The sequence below is a fragment of the Streptomyces sp. NPDC055254 genome (assembly GCF_053606025.1).
In genome coordinates this window covers 117,504-132,219 of sequence record NZ_JBSGQV010000008.1, presented here as the reverse complement: position 1 = coordinate 132,219, position 14,716 = coordinate 117,504, and the positions used below count along the sequence as shown (strand labels likewise).

The 14,716-nt window shown below is 71.4% G+C and carries 13 protein-coding genes; all 13 read right to left on the bottom strand.

Annotation, left to right across the window (positions count from 1 at the left end; genetic code table 11):
• Positions 1 to 236: 236 nt before the first annotated feature.
• On the bottom strand, positions 237 to 1,481 hold the full coding sequence (locus tag ACWFQ8_RS11480) for a DivIVA domain-containing protein (protein ID WP_453785967.1): 1,245 nt from the start codon (positions 1,479 to 1,481) through the stop codon (positions 237 to 239).
• 82 nt (positions 1,482 to 1,563) lie between these two features.
• Positions 1,564 to 1,860 carry a YggT family protein gene (locus ACWFQ8_RS11475; protein WP_384543623.1) on the bottom strand — a complete coding sequence of 99 codons (297 nt, stop codon included), beginning with the start codon at positions 1,858 to 1,860 and terminating at the stop codon, positions 1,564 to 1,566.
• A gap of 60 nt (positions 1,861 to 1,920) precedes the next feature.
• Positions 1,921 to 2,538: a cell division protein SepF gene (locus tag ACWFQ8_RS11470; RefSeq protein ID WP_453785966.1), complete on the bottom strand. Its 618-nt coding sequence runs from the start codon at positions 2,536 to 2,538 to the stop codon at positions 1,921 to 1,923.
• A gap of 148 nt (positions 2,539 to 2,686) precedes the next feature.
• Positions 2,687 to 3,406 carry a YggS family pyridoxal phosphate-dependent enzyme gene (locus tag ACWFQ8_RS11465; protein ID WP_453785965.1) on the bottom strand — a complete coding sequence of 240 codons (720 nt, stop codon included), beginning with the start codon at positions 3,404 to 3,406 and terminating at the stop codon, positions 2,687 to 2,689.
• 3 nt (positions 3,407 to 3,409) lie between these two features.
• Complete coding sequence (pgeF, locus tag ACWFQ8_RS11460; protein WP_453785964.1) at positions 3,410 to 4,153, bottom strand: peptidoglycan editing factor PgeF; 744 nt, start codon at positions 4,151 to 4,153, stop codon at positions 3,410 to 3,412.
• Positions 4,150 to 5,355 (bottom strand): cell division protein FtsZ, encoded by a 1,206-nt coding sequence (gene ftsZ / locus ACWFQ8_RS11455; protein WP_453785963.1) that lies wholly within the window; start codon positions 5,353 to 5,355, stop codon positions 4,150 to 4,152. Before ftsZ ends, pgeF begins: the two co-directional genes overlap by 4 nt.
• Positions 5,356 to 5,634: 279 nt before the next feature.
• Positions 5,635 to 6,462 carry a cell division protein FtsQ/DivIB gene (locus tag ACWFQ8_RS11450; RefSeq protein WP_453785962.1) on the bottom strand — a complete coding sequence of 276 codons (828 nt, stop codon included), beginning with the start codon at positions 6,460 to 6,462 and terminating at the stop codon, positions 5,635 to 5,637.
• 32 nt (positions 6,463 to 6,494) lie between these two features.
• Positions 6,495 to 7,589, bottom strand: a complete 1,095-nt coding sequence (gene murG / locus ACWFQ8_RS11445; protein WP_453785961.1) for an undecaprenyldiphospho-muramoylpentapeptide beta-N-acetylglucosaminyltransferase — start codon at positions 7,587 to 7,589, stop codon at positions 6,495 to 6,497.
• A gap of 6 nt (positions 7,590 to 7,595) precedes the next feature.
• The gene (gene ftsW, locus ACWFQ8_RS11440) at positions 7,596 to 8,957 is read right to left on the bottom strand and encodes a putative lipid II flippase FtsW (RefSeq protein ID WP_453785960.1); all 1,362 of its coding nucleotides are present in this window, start codon (positions 8,955 to 8,957) and stop codon (positions 7,596 to 7,598) included.
• Between the two features lie 70 nt (positions 8,958 to 9,027).
• Positions 9,028 to 10,530 (bottom strand): UDP-N-acetylmuramoyl-L-alanine--D-glutamate ligase, encoded by a 1,503-nt coding sequence (gene murD, locus ACWFQ8_RS11435; RefSeq protein ID WP_453785959.1) that lies wholly within the window; start codon positions 10,528 to 10,530, stop codon positions 9,028 to 9,030.
• On the bottom strand, positions 10,512 to 11,582 hold the full coding sequence (mraY, locus tag ACWFQ8_RS11430; protein WP_453785958.1) for a phospho-N-acetylmuramoyl-pentapeptide-transferase: 1,071 nt from the start codon (positions 11,580 to 11,582) through the stop codon (positions 10,512 to 10,514). Before mraY ends, murD begins: the two co-directional genes overlap by 19 nt.
• Positions 11,579 to 13,003, bottom strand: a complete 1,425-nt coding sequence (locus ACWFQ8_RS11425; RefSeq protein WP_453785957.1) for a UDP-N-acetylmuramoyl-tripeptide--D-alanyl-D-alanine ligase — start codon at positions 13,001 to 13,003, stop codon at positions 11,579 to 11,581. Before ACWFQ8_RS11425 ends, mraY begins: the two co-directional genes overlap by 4 nt.
• On the bottom strand, positions 13,000 to 14,694 hold the full coding sequence (locus ACWFQ8_RS11420; protein ID WP_453785956.1) for a UDP-N-acetylmuramoyl-L-alanyl-D-glutamate--2,6-diaminopimelate ligase: 1,695 nt from the start codon (positions 14,692 to 14,694) through the stop codon (positions 13,000 to 13,002). Before ACWFQ8_RS11420 ends, ACWFQ8_RS11425 begins: the two co-directional genes overlap by 4 nt.
• Positions 14,695 to 14,716: the final 22 nt, after the last annotated feature.

Below are 14,716 nucleotides of genomic sequence, written 5' to 3'. Positions count from 1 at the left end.
CGGGGGCGCGGGCCGCGTCTTTTTGCCCGGCGAGCGCGGGCCGCCACCTTTCCCGGGGGACGCGGGCCGCCTCTCTTCCGGGTGCGCGATCCGCCTCCTCTTCCCGGCTCCGCCCGCACCCGCGGCGCGACCCCGGCGCGTCCCCGGCGAGGGGGGCGGGAACGGGAACGGGCCGGGCCCGGTGCCCCCGAAGGGGAACCGGGCCCGGCCCGTGGAGCGAGCGCCTGGCGCTACGCCTAGTTGTCGTCCTCGTCGATCAGGAAGCCTCGCATCGGCGACGGCGCCTGCATCGGCTGCGGAGCAGCCGGCCGGACCGGAGCCATCGGCTGGGTCATCGCCGGGGACATCTGCTGCTGGTTGCCGCCGTAGGACGGGGCTCCCATCGAGGAGGGACCGCCCATGGGGGACGGGCCGCCCATCGAGGGACCACCCATGGAGTGGCCCATGGCACCGGCCGGGGCCATGGAGGGCGACGGCGGCAGAGAAGGCGCACCCGGGTTCCGCGGCGGCGCCAGCGAGTCGTCGGCCTGGGTCTCCAACTGACGCAGCTGGGACTCCAGGTACGACTTCAGGCGCGTGCGGTACTCGCGCTCGAAGCCCCGCAGGTCCTCGACCTTGCGCTCCAGCGTGGCGCGGGCGGACTCCAGGGAGCCCATCGCGACGCGGTGCTTCTCCTGCGCGTCCCGCTCCAGCGCGTCGGCCTTGGCACGGGCGTCCCGCTCCAGGCCCTCGGCGCGCGACCGGGCCTCGCCAACGATCTTGTTGGCCTCGGAGCGGGCCTCCGCGATCGCCTGGTCGGCGGTCTGCTGTGCCAGCGACAGGACACGGGCGGCGCTGTCGCCGCCGGGACCCTGCTGGGGGAGCTGCGGCTGCTGCTGGTGCTGGTGCATCTGCTGACCCATGGGCTGCATCTGCTGACCCATCGGCTGCATCTGCTGACCCATGGGCTGGCCGAGCGGGTTCTGGCCGCCCATCGACTGCTGCTGGCCCATGCCCTGCTGGCCCATCTGCTGCTGGCCCATCTGCTGCTGGCCCATGCCCTGCTGGCCCATGCCCTGCTGGCCCATGCCCTGGGGTCCGCCCATGGGGTGCTGCTGCATGGGACCGCCCATGGGGCCCGGACCCTGCGGCCCGTGCCCACCGGGACCGGCCGGCAGCTGCGGCTGGCCGCCGGGCAGCTGCGGCGGGCCCATCTGCTGCTGCTGCTGCGGCGGGCCGGATATGGCCGCGGGCACGGGGGCGCCGGGGCCTCGCTGGTCCTGGGGTTCCGGCTTGCGCATGCCCTGCTGCTGCTGGTTCTGCGCGGCGGCACGCGTGGCGGCCGCCAGCTTGGCGCGCAGGTCCTCGTTCTCGCGCAGCAGGCGCGTCAGCTCGGACTCGACCTCGTCGAGGAACGCGTCGACCTCGTCCTCGTCATAGCCTTCTCGCAGGCGGACGGTCGTGAACTGCTTGTTCCGCACGTCCTCGGGAGTCAGCGGCATGTCTTCTTCACCTCTACGTAGTCGTCGGCAGTCGGCAAGCCCGTATCGGGACTGTCCCCGCGCCTGCGGGGAAGCTCATCGTTCACACGCTTCTCGCAGCGGTGCTCACGAAACTGATGAGGATGTAAACGATGATCATCAGAACGAAAAAGGACAGGTCGAGTGCCACGCCCCCGAGACGCAACGGCGGGATGAAGCGCCGGAGAAGCTTGAGCGGTGGATCGGTGACAGTGTAGGTGGCCTCCAGAACGACCACCATCGCCTTGCCGGGTTGCCATGAACGTGCGAACTGGAACACGTAGTCCATGACCAGTCGGAAGATCAGCACGATGAGGAAGCACATCAGCGCGATGTAGACCACTTGCAGTGCGACGCCCATCCCGCGCTTCCCTCTCCCCTGCTCCCGCTCTGTTCCCGGTCCCGTATCTGACGGATCGGTCTAGCTTTGGTTGAAGAACCCGCCCTCCGCGATGCGGGCCTTGTCCTCCGCCGTGACATCGACGTTAGCAGGCGACAGCAGGAACACCTTCTGTGTCACCCGTTCAATGCTGCCGTGCAGACCGAAGACGAGGCCGGCAGCGAAGTCCACGAGACGCTTCGCGTCCGTGTCGTCCATCTCCGTGAGATTCATGATCACCGGAGTGCCCTCACGGAAGTGTTCCCCGATGGTACGGGCCTCGTTGTAGGTCCGGGGGTGCAGCGTCGTGATGCGGTACGGCTCCCGCTCGGAGACGACCTTGGGCATGATCACGGGGGCGTTCTTCTCCAGGTTGGTGCGGTCAGGTGTGATGGATGCCACGGGGGCAATTCGCGCAGGACGTCCGTTTTCAACCGGAATTGGGATAGCTTCCCGCTGTGTCGGAGGCTGTGCGATTCGTACTGGTTCGTCCGTTACGGGCGCTTGGTGCACGGACTGCGGGCGACGGTCCCGGTCGCGGGTCCGCTCCGGCTCCGGCTCGGGCTCGAACTCGTCGTCGGGGTCGTACCCCGGGTTGTCGTACCGGTCGTCCTCCACGAGGCCGAGGTAGACCGCCATCTTGCGCATCGCGCCGGCCATTCTCTGAGTCCTCCGCTCTGTGGTGGATCGCCCTGTCGCAGGTGCCGCCGTGTCACGAATGTCACCAACTGCCCGCGATCCACGTGGTCTGTCCGCTCATCAGCGAAATGACCATATTTTCTGCTGTGGTCCGACTTTCTTCGCGACGTTACCCGAGCCGGGGTCTCGCGCCGAGTACCGCAGTGCCGACGCGTACATGTGTCGCACCGGCCGCCACGGCCTGTTCCAGGTCTGCGCTCATCCCGGCCGAGACCATCGTGGCAGCAGGATGGTCCGCGCGCAGGCGGGATGACAATTCCATCAGCTGCTCGAACGCCGCTTGTTCGCGTCCCGCGTAGGGACCGGACAGCGGGGCGACGGTCATCAGACCGTCGATCCGCAGTCCGGGCGCCGCGGCGACGAGGTCCGCCAACTCCGCGAGCTGCTCCGGCGCGGCACCGCCGCGGGCACCCCGCTCCCCCGACTCGGCGTCGAGGGCGATCTGCACGAGGCAGCCGAGCTCGCGCCCGGCGTTCGAAGCGGCCGCCGAGAGGGCGGTGACGAGCCGGGGCCGGTCGACCGACTGCACCACGTGCGCGTATCCCGCCACGGAACGGACTTTGTTCGTCTGCAACTGGCCCACGAAATGCCAGCCGAGCGGCAGATCCGCGCAGGCCGCGGCCTTGGGGGCGGCGTCCTGGTCCCGATTCTCCGCAACATGGCGGACACCCAGGTCCGCCAGCAGTCGTACGTCGCTCGCCGGGTAGGTCTTGGTGACCACGATCAGGGTCACCTCCTCCCGCTCGCGTCCCGCCGCCGCACAGGCGGACGAGATACGTTCCTCCAGCCGTGCCAGGTTCTCGGCGAGTTCCGACTTACGGTCCGTCATTTTTCAAACCAACCAGACATATCCGGCAAGCCGCCCGGTCACCCGGTCGCGGCGGTACGAGAAGTGGTCCCGCGACTCCAGTGTGCAGACCCCGGACCGGCGGGCGTCCACCACCCCCGCCGCCGCGAGCTGGGCGTGCACCCCGGCGACCACGTCGACGGCCGGTGTGCCCCAGCTGGTCTCGGCCCGCGCGGCCGGCACCGCTTCGGCGACCGCGTCCCGCATCGCGGCGGGCACCTCGTAACAACGCCCGCAGATCGCGGGGCCGGTCCGGGCGACGATCCGTCCGGGCTCGGCCCCGAGGGCGACCATCGCCTCGACCGCGGCGGGCACCACGCCGGCGACCAGTCCGGGCCGTCCGGCGTGGGCGGCGCCCGCGACCCCGGCGACCGGGTCGGCCAGCAGGACCGGCGTGCAGTCGGCGGTGAGCACCGCGAGGGCGAGCCCCCGACGGGCGGTCACCACGGCGTCCACGGCGGGCACGTCCGCGCTTCCATCGGCGCCGGCGCCCCACGGGCCGTCGACCACGGCGACGTCCCGCCCGTGCACCTGGTTCATCCAGACCACCCGCGCCGGGTCCAGACCCAGGGACCGCGCCGCGAGCGCCCGGTTCGCGGAAACGGCGGCCGGGTCGTCTCCGACCGCGCCGCCGAGGTTGAGCTCTTCGTACGGAACGGCGCTCACTCCGCCCCACCGGTCGGTGAAGGCGAAGTGGGCGCCGCCCACGTGGTGCTGCTCCGGTGTCACTTCAAGAAGTCCGGGACATCCAGTTCCTCGGCCGGGCTGTCCTGGTACGGACGGGCCGTCGGGACCTGCGGCGCGGGGGCCTGGGCCTCGACCGGGGCCGGCTCGACCGGGGCCGGGGGGTCCTCGCGCGGGGTGACCGAGCCGAGGCCGCCGAAGGCCGGGCGGACCGGCTCGACCGCACGGACCGGGGTCGGGGCCGGCTCCTCGCGCTTCGTGGACGCCGCGCCGATGACGTTGTCCCGGCGGGCCGGGGGCTGTCCGCCGTCGAAGCCGGCCGCGATGACGGTGACCCGGACCTCGTCGCCGAGCGCGTCGTCGATGACGGCGCCGAAGATGATGTTCGCCTCCGGGTGGGCCGCCTCGCTCACCAGCTGCGCGGCCTCGTTGATCTCGAAGAGACCGAGGTCCGAGCCGCCGGAGATGGAGAGCAGGACGCCCCGGGCGCCGTCGATGGACGCCTCCAGCAGCGGCGAGGAGATGGCCATCTCCGCCGCGGCCACCGCGCGGTCGTCGCCGCGGGCCGAGCCGATGCCCATCAGGGCCGAGCCGGCTTCGGACATGACGGACTTGACGTCGGCGAAGTCGAGGTTGATCAGACCCGGGGTGGTGATGAGATCGGTGATGCCCTGGACGCCCGAGAGCAGGACCTGGTCGGCCGACTTGAACGCGTCGAGCACGCTGACCTGGCGGTCCGAGATGGACAGCAGCCGGTCGTTGGGGATGACGATGAGGGTGTCGACCTCTTCGCGGAGCTCGGCGATGCCGTCCTCCGCCTGGTTCGCGCGGCGCCGGCCCTCGAAGGTGAACGGCCGGGTGACCACACCGATCGTCAGGGCTCCCAGCGAGCGCGCGATGTTGGCGACGACGGGTGCGCCGCCGGTGCCGGTGCCGCCGCCCTCGCCGGCGGTGACGAAGACCATGTCGGCCCCCTTGAGGACCTCCTCGATCTCCTCGCGGTGGTCCTCTGCCGCCTTGCGACCGACGGCCGGATTGGCGCCGGCGCCGAGGCCCCGGGTGAGTTCGCGGCCGACGTCGAGCTTGACGTCGGCGTCGCTCATCAACAGCGCCTGGGCGTCCGTGTTGATGGCGATGAACTCGACGCCCTTGAGACCGACCTCGATCATTCGGTTGATGGCATTGACACCACCGCCGCCGACACCGATGACCTTGATGACTGCGAGGTAGTTCTGCGGTGCTGCCACGTCGAAGGCCTCTCGCCTCGAGTTACGTGTCGCCGCCTCGCGGGCCTGCGTTGCGACGACTGATGCCGAAATAGGGACGGTCCGAACGCGCCGACCCGAACCCTCACCCTGAAGTTTAGGGTTAGGGGTATGTCTGTTCTTTGGACTCTTCCGAACAGGACACTAAGTCGACAAGTAGCGCGTGTTCAACGAACACGCCGAACCTCCCGTTTTTCTTTTCACCCTATGTGATCACCCGTATCGCTGGCCAACCAGGGTGCGCCGCTGTTCGACCCGACGTCAACTCCCGGACACGGCAGGGGCGGTGGGGACGCTCACGTCGAAGTGGTCGGCCCCTGGCGCGGCTTTCAGGAGCGCCGTCAGCGCGCGGCCCTTCGCCTCGCTCTGTTCGCCGCTCCCCCAGGCCACCGTCCGGCCGCCGGAGAGCTCCAGCACCACCGAATCGTAGGACCCCACCTTGACCTGCAAGGTCTCCGCCGCGATCGGGTCCGGAAGGGTCCCGGCGACGCGCACGGCCTCCCGCAGCAGCCGCTCCTCGTCGAAGCGGCGGGCGCTCGGCGACCGTTCCGCGTTCAATTCGAGGACCGGAACACCGGCGGGTGCTTTCGGAACCGTGTCGAATCGCACACCCGAAGCGTCCACTTCGACGAAGTCGGCGCCCTTTTTGATGAGCAGGACGGGTTTGCGTTCCGTCACCTTCACCCCGATTCCGCGCGGCCAGGCCCGCACCACATCGACCGAATCGACACGGGGCAGCTTGTCTCGGACGCGGTTCTCGATCTCGTCCGTGTCGACGCCCACCAGGGGTGCGCCGACCGGGACGGCCGCGGCGGCGAGGACCTGCTCGACCGTGAGCACCTCGGTGCCGGTGGCGGCGACCTTCTCCACGCGGAGCCAGGAGGAGCCGTAGAGCGCCCAGGCGGCGCCCCCGGCGAGGAGCGCCGAAGCGGCGAGAACGGCCAGTGCGCGCCCCCGGCGCAGCCGGCCCCCGGAGGCCTGCTGACCGGGCCTCTTGGGCGGCCCCGGGGGCTTGGGAGAGCCGGAGCCCTTGCGGGCAGGCCGGTCAGAGCCTGGTGTGCCGCGCTGTGCGGTCGTCGCTCCGGCCACTCCGGTGCCTCCTGCGTCTGTGCTTTCCCGCCTCAGCGGGCCCGATGGGCCGCGATCGCCTCGTACACCATGCCGACCAGCAGCTCGTCGGCGTCCCGGCGGCCGAACTCGCCGGCGGCGCGGGACATCTCGTACAGCCGGTGCGGATCGGACAGCACCGGAAGGACCTGGCCGAGCACCCAGTCGGGCGTCAGTTCCGCGTCGTCCACGAGCAGGCCGCCCCCGGCCTTGACCACCGGCTGGGCGTTGAGCCGCTGTTCGCCGTTGCCGATCGGCAACGGGACGTAGGCGGCCGGGAGCCCGACGGCGGACAGTTCGGCGACGGTCATGGCGCCCGCGCGGCACAGCATCATGTCCGCGGCGGCGTACGCGAGATCCATCCGGTCCACGTACGGTACCGGCACATAGGGTGGCATCCCGGGCATGTTGTCGACACGCGGCAGTTCGTTCTTCGGACCGACCGCGTGCAGGATCTGGATCCCGGAGCGCTGGAGGGTCGCGGCGACCGCCTGGATCGTCTCGTTGAGGCGGCGGGCGCCCTGCGAGCCGCCCGAGACCAGCAGGGTCGGAAGGTTGGGGTCGAGCCCGAAGGCGGCGCGCGCCTCGGGGCGTACGGCGGCCCGGTCGAGGGTGGAGATCGAGCGCCGCAGCGGGATGCCCACGTAGCGGGCGCCGCGCAGCTTGCTGTCGGGGGTGGAGACCGCGACGGCGTGCGCGTACCGGGAGCCGATCTTGTTGGCCAGTCCGGGGCGCGCGTTGGCCTCGTGGACGATGATCGGCACCCCGAGCCGCTTGGCCGCGAGATAGCCGGGCAGGGCCACGTAGCCGCCGAAGCCGACGACGCAGTCGGCCTTGGTGCGCAGCAGGATCTCCTCCGCGGCCTTGATCGTGCCGCGCAGCCGCCCGGGGACGGTGATCAGCTCCGGGGTGGGCTTGCGGGGCAGCGGTACGGCGGGGATCAGCCCGAGTTCGTAGCCGCGCTCCGGCACCAGGCGGGTCTCAAGTCCGCGCTCCGTGCCGAGGGCGGTGATGCCCACTGAAGGGTCCTGCCTGCGCAGGGCGTCCGCGAGGGCGAGCGCCGGCTCGATGTGGCCGGCGGTCCCCCCACCGGCGAGTACGACATGCACCGAAATTCACCGCTCTCCGGACGGACGCTTCTTGACGCGCCGTCTCATCGATTTCCATCTCACCCCGGTCCGCCTCCAGCCGGTCTTCGGCTGTCGCATCGCGAGGGCCGCGCGCGCCGCCGGCTCCTCCCGCGCGAAGGCGATGAGCAGTCCGACCGCGAACATGGTCGGCAGCAGGGCCGACCCCCCGTAGGAGAACAGCGGGAGCGGGACTCCGGCGATCGGCAGCAGGCCGAGCACCGCACCGATGTTGATCACGGCCTGGGCCGTGATCCAGGTGGTCACGCCTCCCGCGGCAAACCGTACGAAGGAGTCCTCCGTGCGTCCGGCCACGCGGATACCCGCATAGCCTAGGGCCGCGAACAGGGCGAGCACCGACAGCGTCCCCGCCAGGCCGAGTTCCTCCCCGGTAATGGCAAAGATGAAGTCGGTGTGGGCTTCGGGTAGTTGCCCCCATTTTTCCACACTCGCACCCAGGCCGGAACCGAACCATCCGCCCGATGCGAGGGCGTAGATTCCGTGCACGGCCTGCCAGCAGAGGTCGTTCTTGCCCGGTTCCGTCGCGCCGAGGCACTCCAGCCGGTCCATGCGGTGCGGGCTGGTCTTGATGAGCAGTGCGACGATCACACCCGCGAAGGCCAGGACGCCCACGAACAGGCGCGTCGGGGCGCCCGCCAGCCAGAGCAGGCCGAACAGGATCGCCCCGAGGATCATCGCGGTGCCCATGTCCCCGCCCAGCATGATCAGGCCGAGCAGCAGGAACGCCACCGGGACCAGCGGCACCAGCAGGTGCTTCCACTGGCTCAGCAGCCCTTTGTCGCCCTTGCGCGCCAGCAGGTCGGCGCCCCACAGGATCAGCGCCAGCTTGCCGAACTCACTTGGCTGGAGCATGAACGGACCGCCAAGGGAGATCCAATTCTGGTTGCCGTTGATCGAGACCCCTATCCCGGGGACCTGGACCAGGGCCATCAGGAAGAGCGTGCCCGCGAGGACCGGGTACGACAGCGCCCGGTGCAGTTTGACCGGCATCCGGGAGGCGACCAGCAGGAGCACGGCGCCGATCAGGGCCGCCAGGAACTGCTTCTTGAAGAAGTAGGCGTCACCGAGGCCCAGCTGGAGCGCCTTGATCATGGAGGCCGAGTACACCATCACGAGGCCGAGCACCGTGATGAGCATCGAGCTGCCGAAGATCAGGTAGTACGCGGTGAGCGGACGGTCCCAGGCCTTGCGCAACTGCTGGTGCGTACGCCGCAGCCGGGCCAGCGGCCCGCGCCCGGCGGGCCGCCTCACACGCACCACCGGGCGCCTGCGGCCCTGCGCCTTCACGGCGGACGGCCGCCGCCCCGGCAGCATTTGCTTGGCTGGCATCTGTGATCTTCCCCTCCACTCGTACGGGGCGAGTCGCCGGCCGGAGGGATCCTCTCCCGGAGCCTTCGGCCTAGGCGTCCTCGGCGGCCAGTTCGCGCACCGCCTCGGCGAACGCGTCCCCACGCTTGTTGTAGTTCGCGAACATGTCCATCGAGGCACAGGCAGGCGCCAGCAGGACCGTGTCGCCGGGCCGGGCGAGCCGGGCCGCTTCCCGGACCGCCGCGAGCATCGCCCCAGTGTCGGTCCGGTCGAGGTCGACGACCGGGACCTCGGGGGCGTGTCGCGCCAGCGCCTCGGCGATCAGCGCCCGGTCGGCGCCCATGAGCACCGCGCCGCGCAGCCGCTTCGCCGACTTCTGGACCAGCTCGTCGAAGGTCGCGCCCTTGGCGAGGCCGCCGGCGATCCAGACGACCGGCTCGAAGGCCGCCAGGGAGGCCTCGGCCGCGTGGGTGTTGGTGGCCTTGGAGTCGTCGACGTAACTGACCGAGGCGACGACGTCCACGTGGGCTACCCGGTGGGCGTCCGGACGGAAGTCGCGCAGCCCGTCGCGAACGGCGCGCGGCTCCACGCCGAAGGCGCGGGCCAGGGCCGCGGCGGCGAGGGCGTTGGCGATGTTGTGCGGGGCGGGCGGGTTGACGTCCTCGACCTGCGCGAGTTCCTGGGCGTTCTTCTGCCGGTTCTCCACGAAGGCGCGGTCGACGAGGATGCCGTCGACGACGCCGAGCATGGACGGGCCCGGGGCGCCGAGGGTGAAGCCGATCGCCCGGCAGCCCTCCTCGACATCGGCCGCCACGACCAGGTCCTCGGTGGCCCGGTCGGACGCGTTGTAGACGCAGGCCACGGTGTTGCCCTCGTAGATCCGGCCCTTGTCGGCGGCGTACGCCTCCATCGAGCCGTGCCAGTCGAGGTGGTCCGGGGCCAGGTTGAGCACGGCGGCCGAGTGGGCGCGTACCGAGGGCGCCCAGTGCAGCTGGTAGCTGGAGAGCTCGACGGCGAGTACGTCGTACTCCTGCTCGCCGAGCACCACGTCGATGATGGGGGTGCCGATGTTGCCGACGGCGGCGGTCCGCAGTCCGGCGGCCTTCAGGATCGAGGCCAGCATCTGGGTGGTGGTGGTCTTGCCGTTGGTCCCGGTGATGGCCAGCCACGGCGCCGGCTCCCGGCGGGGCGCGCCGGCGGGCTCGCCGGACCGCTCCGCGCGCAGCTCCTGGCCGGTCTCGCGCAGCAGCCAGGCGATCTCCACGTCGCCGACGACCTCGACCCCGGCCGCGGCGGCCGCGGCGAACAGCGGGCTGTCGGGCTTCCAGCCCGGGGAGGTGACGACGAGCTCGGTGCCCTCGGGCAGGACGTCGCCCGCGCGGGCTCCGCCGTCCCGCGTGCCGAGGCGGACCTCGATGCCCTGTGCGGCGAGCTCGGCGGCCCGCGCGCGCTGCGCGTCGCCGTCGCCGTTGTCGACGACGGTCACGACGGCGCCGAGGCCGGCCAGGGCGCGGGCGGCGCTGACGCCGCTCACGCCCAGACCGGCGACGGTGATGTTCTTGCCGTGCCAGGGGGTCACTTGGCGGCTGCCCATCCCGCGTAGAAGAGGCCGAGGCCCACGATCACGCACATGCCCTGGATGATCCAGAAGCGGACCACGACAAGGACTTCGGACCACCCCTTGAGTTCGAAGTGGTGTTGTAGCGGGGCCATCCGGAAGACGCGCTTCCCGGTCATCTTGAAGGAGCCGACCTGGATGACGACCGACATGGTGATGAGGACGAAGAGGCCGCCGAGGAGTGCCATCAGGAACTCCGTGCGGGAGCAGATCGCGAGGCCGGCGAGCGCGCCGCCGAGGGCCAGCGAACCGGTGTCGCCCATGAAGATCTTGGCGGGCGAGGTGTTCCACCACAGGAAGCCGAAGCAGGCGCCCATGAGGGCGGAGGCGACGACGGCCAGGTCGAGCGGGTCGCGCACCTCGAAGCAGGCGTTCGGGTAGGGCAGGGTCTGCGCGTTGGCGCAGGACTCCTGGTACTGCCAGACGCCGATGAAGGTGTACGCGCCGAAGACCATCACCGCGGCGCCGGTGGCCAGGCCGTCCAGGCCGTCGGTCAGGTTCACGCCGTTGGACATCGCCAGGATCATGAACAGGGCCCAGACCACGAACAGCACCGGTCCGATGGACCAGCCGAAGTCCGTGACGAACGACAGCTTGTCGGAGGCCGGGGTGAGCCCGCGGGCGTCCTTGAACTGGAGCGCGAGCACCGCGAAGGCGATGCCGACGATCAGCTGGCCGGACATCTTGGCCTTGGCCCGCAGACCGAGCGAGCGGCGCTTGACGATCTTGATGTAGTCGTCCAGGTAGCCGACCACGCCCATGCCCGCCATCAGGAACAGCACGAGCAGACCCGAGAAGGTCGGTTCGCTGCCGGTGATGACCTTCGTCAGGGCGTACGCGATGAGCGTGGCCAGGATGAAGGAGATACCGCCCATGGTGGGCGTGCCCTTCTTCCCGGCGTGGCCGCGCGGGCCGTCGTCGCGGATGAACTGGCCGTAGCCCTTGCGGGCCAGGAGCTTGATCAGCAGCGGGGTGCCGATGAGCGTCAGGAACAGGCCGATGACTCCGGCGAACAGGATCTGCCTCATCGGTCGGCGTCCCCGCCCTCGCGCTCCAGCAATGCCAGCGCGACCCGCTCCAGACCGACAGACCGAGATGCCTTCACCAGCACGACGTCACCCGGGCGCAGCTCACTGCGCAACAGGTCGACCGCCGCTTGCGCGTCGGACACGACCACCGACTCCTCACCCCACGAACCCTCGTTATATGCGCCCAGTTGCAGCCAGGACGCTTCCCTGCCCCCGACTGCGACGAGCTTGCTCACGTTGAGCCGGACGGCGAGCCGTCCCACCGCGTCGTGCTCTGCCAGCGATGCGTCACCGAGTTCGGCCATGGGACCGAGCACCGCCCACGTGCGTCCCCCGTTCGCCCTGGCCGTGCCGCCCATCGCGGCGAGCGCGCGCAGAGCGGCCCGCATGGACTCCGGGTTCGCGTTGTAGGCGTCGTTGACGATCGTCACGCCGTCGGCCCGCTCGGTGACCTCCATCCGCCACCGGGACAAGGTGCCCGCTCCGGAGAGCGCGGTGGCGATCTCCTCGACGGACATGCCCAGTACATGGGCCACGGCGGCCGCGGCGAGCGCGTTCGACACGTGGTGCTCACCGTACAGCCGCAAGGTCACATCACTGCACCCGGTCGGTGTGTGGAGTGTGAAGGAGGGCTGTCCCGCGGGCGTCAGCCGGACCTCGGTGGCGCGGACCTCGGCGTCCTCGGCCTCGCCGAACAGGACCGTACGGGCCTTCGTGCGGGCGGACATGGCGCGCACCAGCGGGTCGTCGGCGTTGAGGACGGCGATGCCGCCCTCCGCCTCGGCCGGCAGGGCCTCGACCAACTCGCCCTTGGCCCGGGCGATCTGCTCCCGGCCGCCGAACTCGCCGATGTGGGCCGTACCGACGTTGAGGACGACTCCGATGCGCGGCGGGGTCAGGCCGGTGAGGTAGGCGATGTGGCCGACGCCGCGGGCCCCCATCTCCAGGACCAGGTGGCGGGTCTCCGCGGTGGCCCTGAGGGCGGTGAGCGGCAGGCCGATCTCGTTGTTGAGGGAGCCCGGGGTCCACACGGTCGGGGCGTGGGTCTGGAGCACCTGCGCGATGAGGTCCTTGGTGGAGGTCTTCCCGGCCGAGCCGGTCAGGGCCACCACGTCGGTGCCGAGCCGGCCGACGACGGCCCGTGCGAGGGCGCCGAGCGCCTTCTCGACGTCCGGGACGACGATGGCGGGCACGCCGACGGGCCGGGCCGCGAGGACGGCCGCCGCTCCGGCGGCGACCGCGCGTCCGGCGTAGTCGTGGCCGTCGACGTGTTCCCCGTCGAAGGCGGCGAACAGGCTGCCGGCCTCCACCTGGCGGGAATCGATCACGACGGGGCCGCTGATCCGCACCGACGGATCCGGTATGTCGTGGGGCCGCCCGCCGGTGATGTCGGCGATCTCGGCGAGGGAGAGGGCGATCACTGGTTCACCTCGGCCTGTCGGGCATTGCGCTGCTGGGTCTCGATGGCCTCGCGGAGCACCGAGCGGTCGTCGAAGGGCCGTACGGTGCCGGCGGTGTCCTGGCCCTGCTCGTGGCCCTTGCCCGCGACGAGCACGGTGTCGCCGGGCCGGGCGCGGGCGACGGCGGCCGCGATGGCCGCCGCCCGGTCCGCGTCGACGAGGACGCTGCCCCGTTCGGCGGGCGGGACGGACACGGCGCCCTCGAACATCGCGGCGAGGATCGCGAGCGGGTCCTCCGAGCGCGGGTTGTCGGAGGTCAGGACGGCCACGTCGGCGTACCGGGCGGCCGCGGCCCCCATGGGGGCGCGCTTGGTGGTGTCGCGGTCGCCGCCGCAGCCGAGCACGATGTGCAGCCGGCCCTCGGTGACCTCGCGCAGCGCGCGCAGCACCGATTCGACGGCGTCCGTCTTGTGCGCGTAGTCGACGACGGCGAGGTACGGCTGGCCCGCGTCCACCCGCTCCAGTCGGCCCGGGACCCCGGGGACCGCGGCGACGCCGTCGGCGGCGGTCTGCGGGTCGAGGCCCGCGGCGGCGAGGGTGACGATCGCGGCGACGGTGTTGGCGACGTTGAACGGTCCGGGCAGCGGGGCGGCGGCCCGTACGCGCTGCCCCTGGGGGCCGAGCAGGGTCAGGGTGGAACCGGTCGGCCCGAAGACCACGTCCGCGGCGCGCCAGTCGGCGGCGGGGTCGCCCGCGGCGGAGAAGGTGACGACCGGGACGGTGGCCTCCTTGGTCAGCCGGCGGCCGTACTCGTCGTCGAGGTTGACCACGCCGAGGCGGGCGCGGCGTCCGGTGAAGAGCTGCGCCTTGGCCTGGAAGTAGTCCTCCATGCCGGAGTGGAACTCCATGTGCTCGGGGCTCAGGTTGTTGAAGACGGCGACGTCGAAGACGCAGCCGTCGACCCGACCGAGCACCAGGGCGTGGCTGGAGACCTCCATGGCGACGGCCTCGACCCCGCGTTCGCGCATGACGGCGAACAGGGCCTGGAGGTCGGTGGCCTCGGGGGTGGTCCGCTCGGACTTGATGCGCTCGTCGCCGATGCGCATCTCGACCGTGCCGACGAGTCCGGTGGCGCGGTCCGCCGCGCGCAGTCCGCCCTCCACGAGGTACGCCGTGGTGGTCTTGCCGGAGGTGCCGGTGATGCCGATCTGGAGCAGGCCCTCGCCGGGCCGGCCGTAGATCGTGGCGGCGAGCTCGCCCATCCGGCCGCGCGGGTCGGCGACGGTGAGGACGGGCAGGCCGGTCGCGGCGGCGCGCTCCGCCCCGGCGGGGTCGGTCAGTACGGCGGCGGCGCCGAGGCCGGCCGCCTGCGCGGCGAAGTCGGCGCCGTGCGTCCGGGCTCCGGGCAGGGCCGCGTACAGGTCACCGGGGCGCACCGCACGGGAGTCGTGCGTGATGCCGGTGATCCGGGCCTCGCCCGGTACTCGGATGCCCAGCAGGGTGGCCAGCTCGCCCAGCGGGGTCGGGCGGACGGACACGGGCCTGGGCGCTCCCGGCGGCACTGCCGGGGCGTCTTTCTGGGCGGTTCTGGGCTGATCAGCGTGGGACACGGCGGTGAGCGTACCGGGCGCGGCGGGGCGCCCGCGAAGCGAGGGCCCGGGCCCGGTGCCGGCGGCCGACTGGTTCCCGGGTTTCGGGGTGATCGTTGTCACTGGTGGTGCCTCACGCTTTTCT

Excerpts from the sequence above, each read along its gene's own strand:
- ACWFQ8_RS11475 (WP_384543623.1), bottom strand. The coding sequence starts at position 1,860 with ATGGGCGTCGCACTGCAAGTGGTCTACATCGCGCTGATGTGCTTCCTC.
- mraY (WP_453785958.1), bottom strand. The coding sequence starts at position 11,582 with ATGAGGCAGATCCTGTTCGCCGGAGTCATCGGCCTGTTCCTGACGCTC.
- ACWFQ8_RS11465 (WP_453785965.1), bottom strand. The coding sequence starts at position 3,406 with ATGACGGACCGTAAGTCGGAACTCGCCGAGAACCTGGCACGGCTGGAG.
- ACWFQ8_RS11480 (WP_453785967.1), bottom strand. The coding sequence starts at position 1,481 with ATGCCGCTGACTCCCGAGGACGTGCGGAACAAGCAGTTCACGACCGTC.
- ACWFQ8_RS11470 (WP_453785966.1), bottom strand. The coding sequence starts at position 2,538 with ATGGCCGGCGCGATGCGCAAGATGGCGGTCTACCTCGGCCTCGTGGAG.
- ftsW (WP_453785960.1), bottom strand. The coding sequence starts at position 8,957 with ATGCCAGCCAAGCAAATGCTGCCGGGGCGGCGGCCGTCCGCCGTGAAG.
- murD (WP_453785959.1), bottom strand. The coding sequence starts at position 10,530 with ATGGGCAGCCGCCAAGTGACCCCCTGGCACGGCAAGAACATCACCGTC.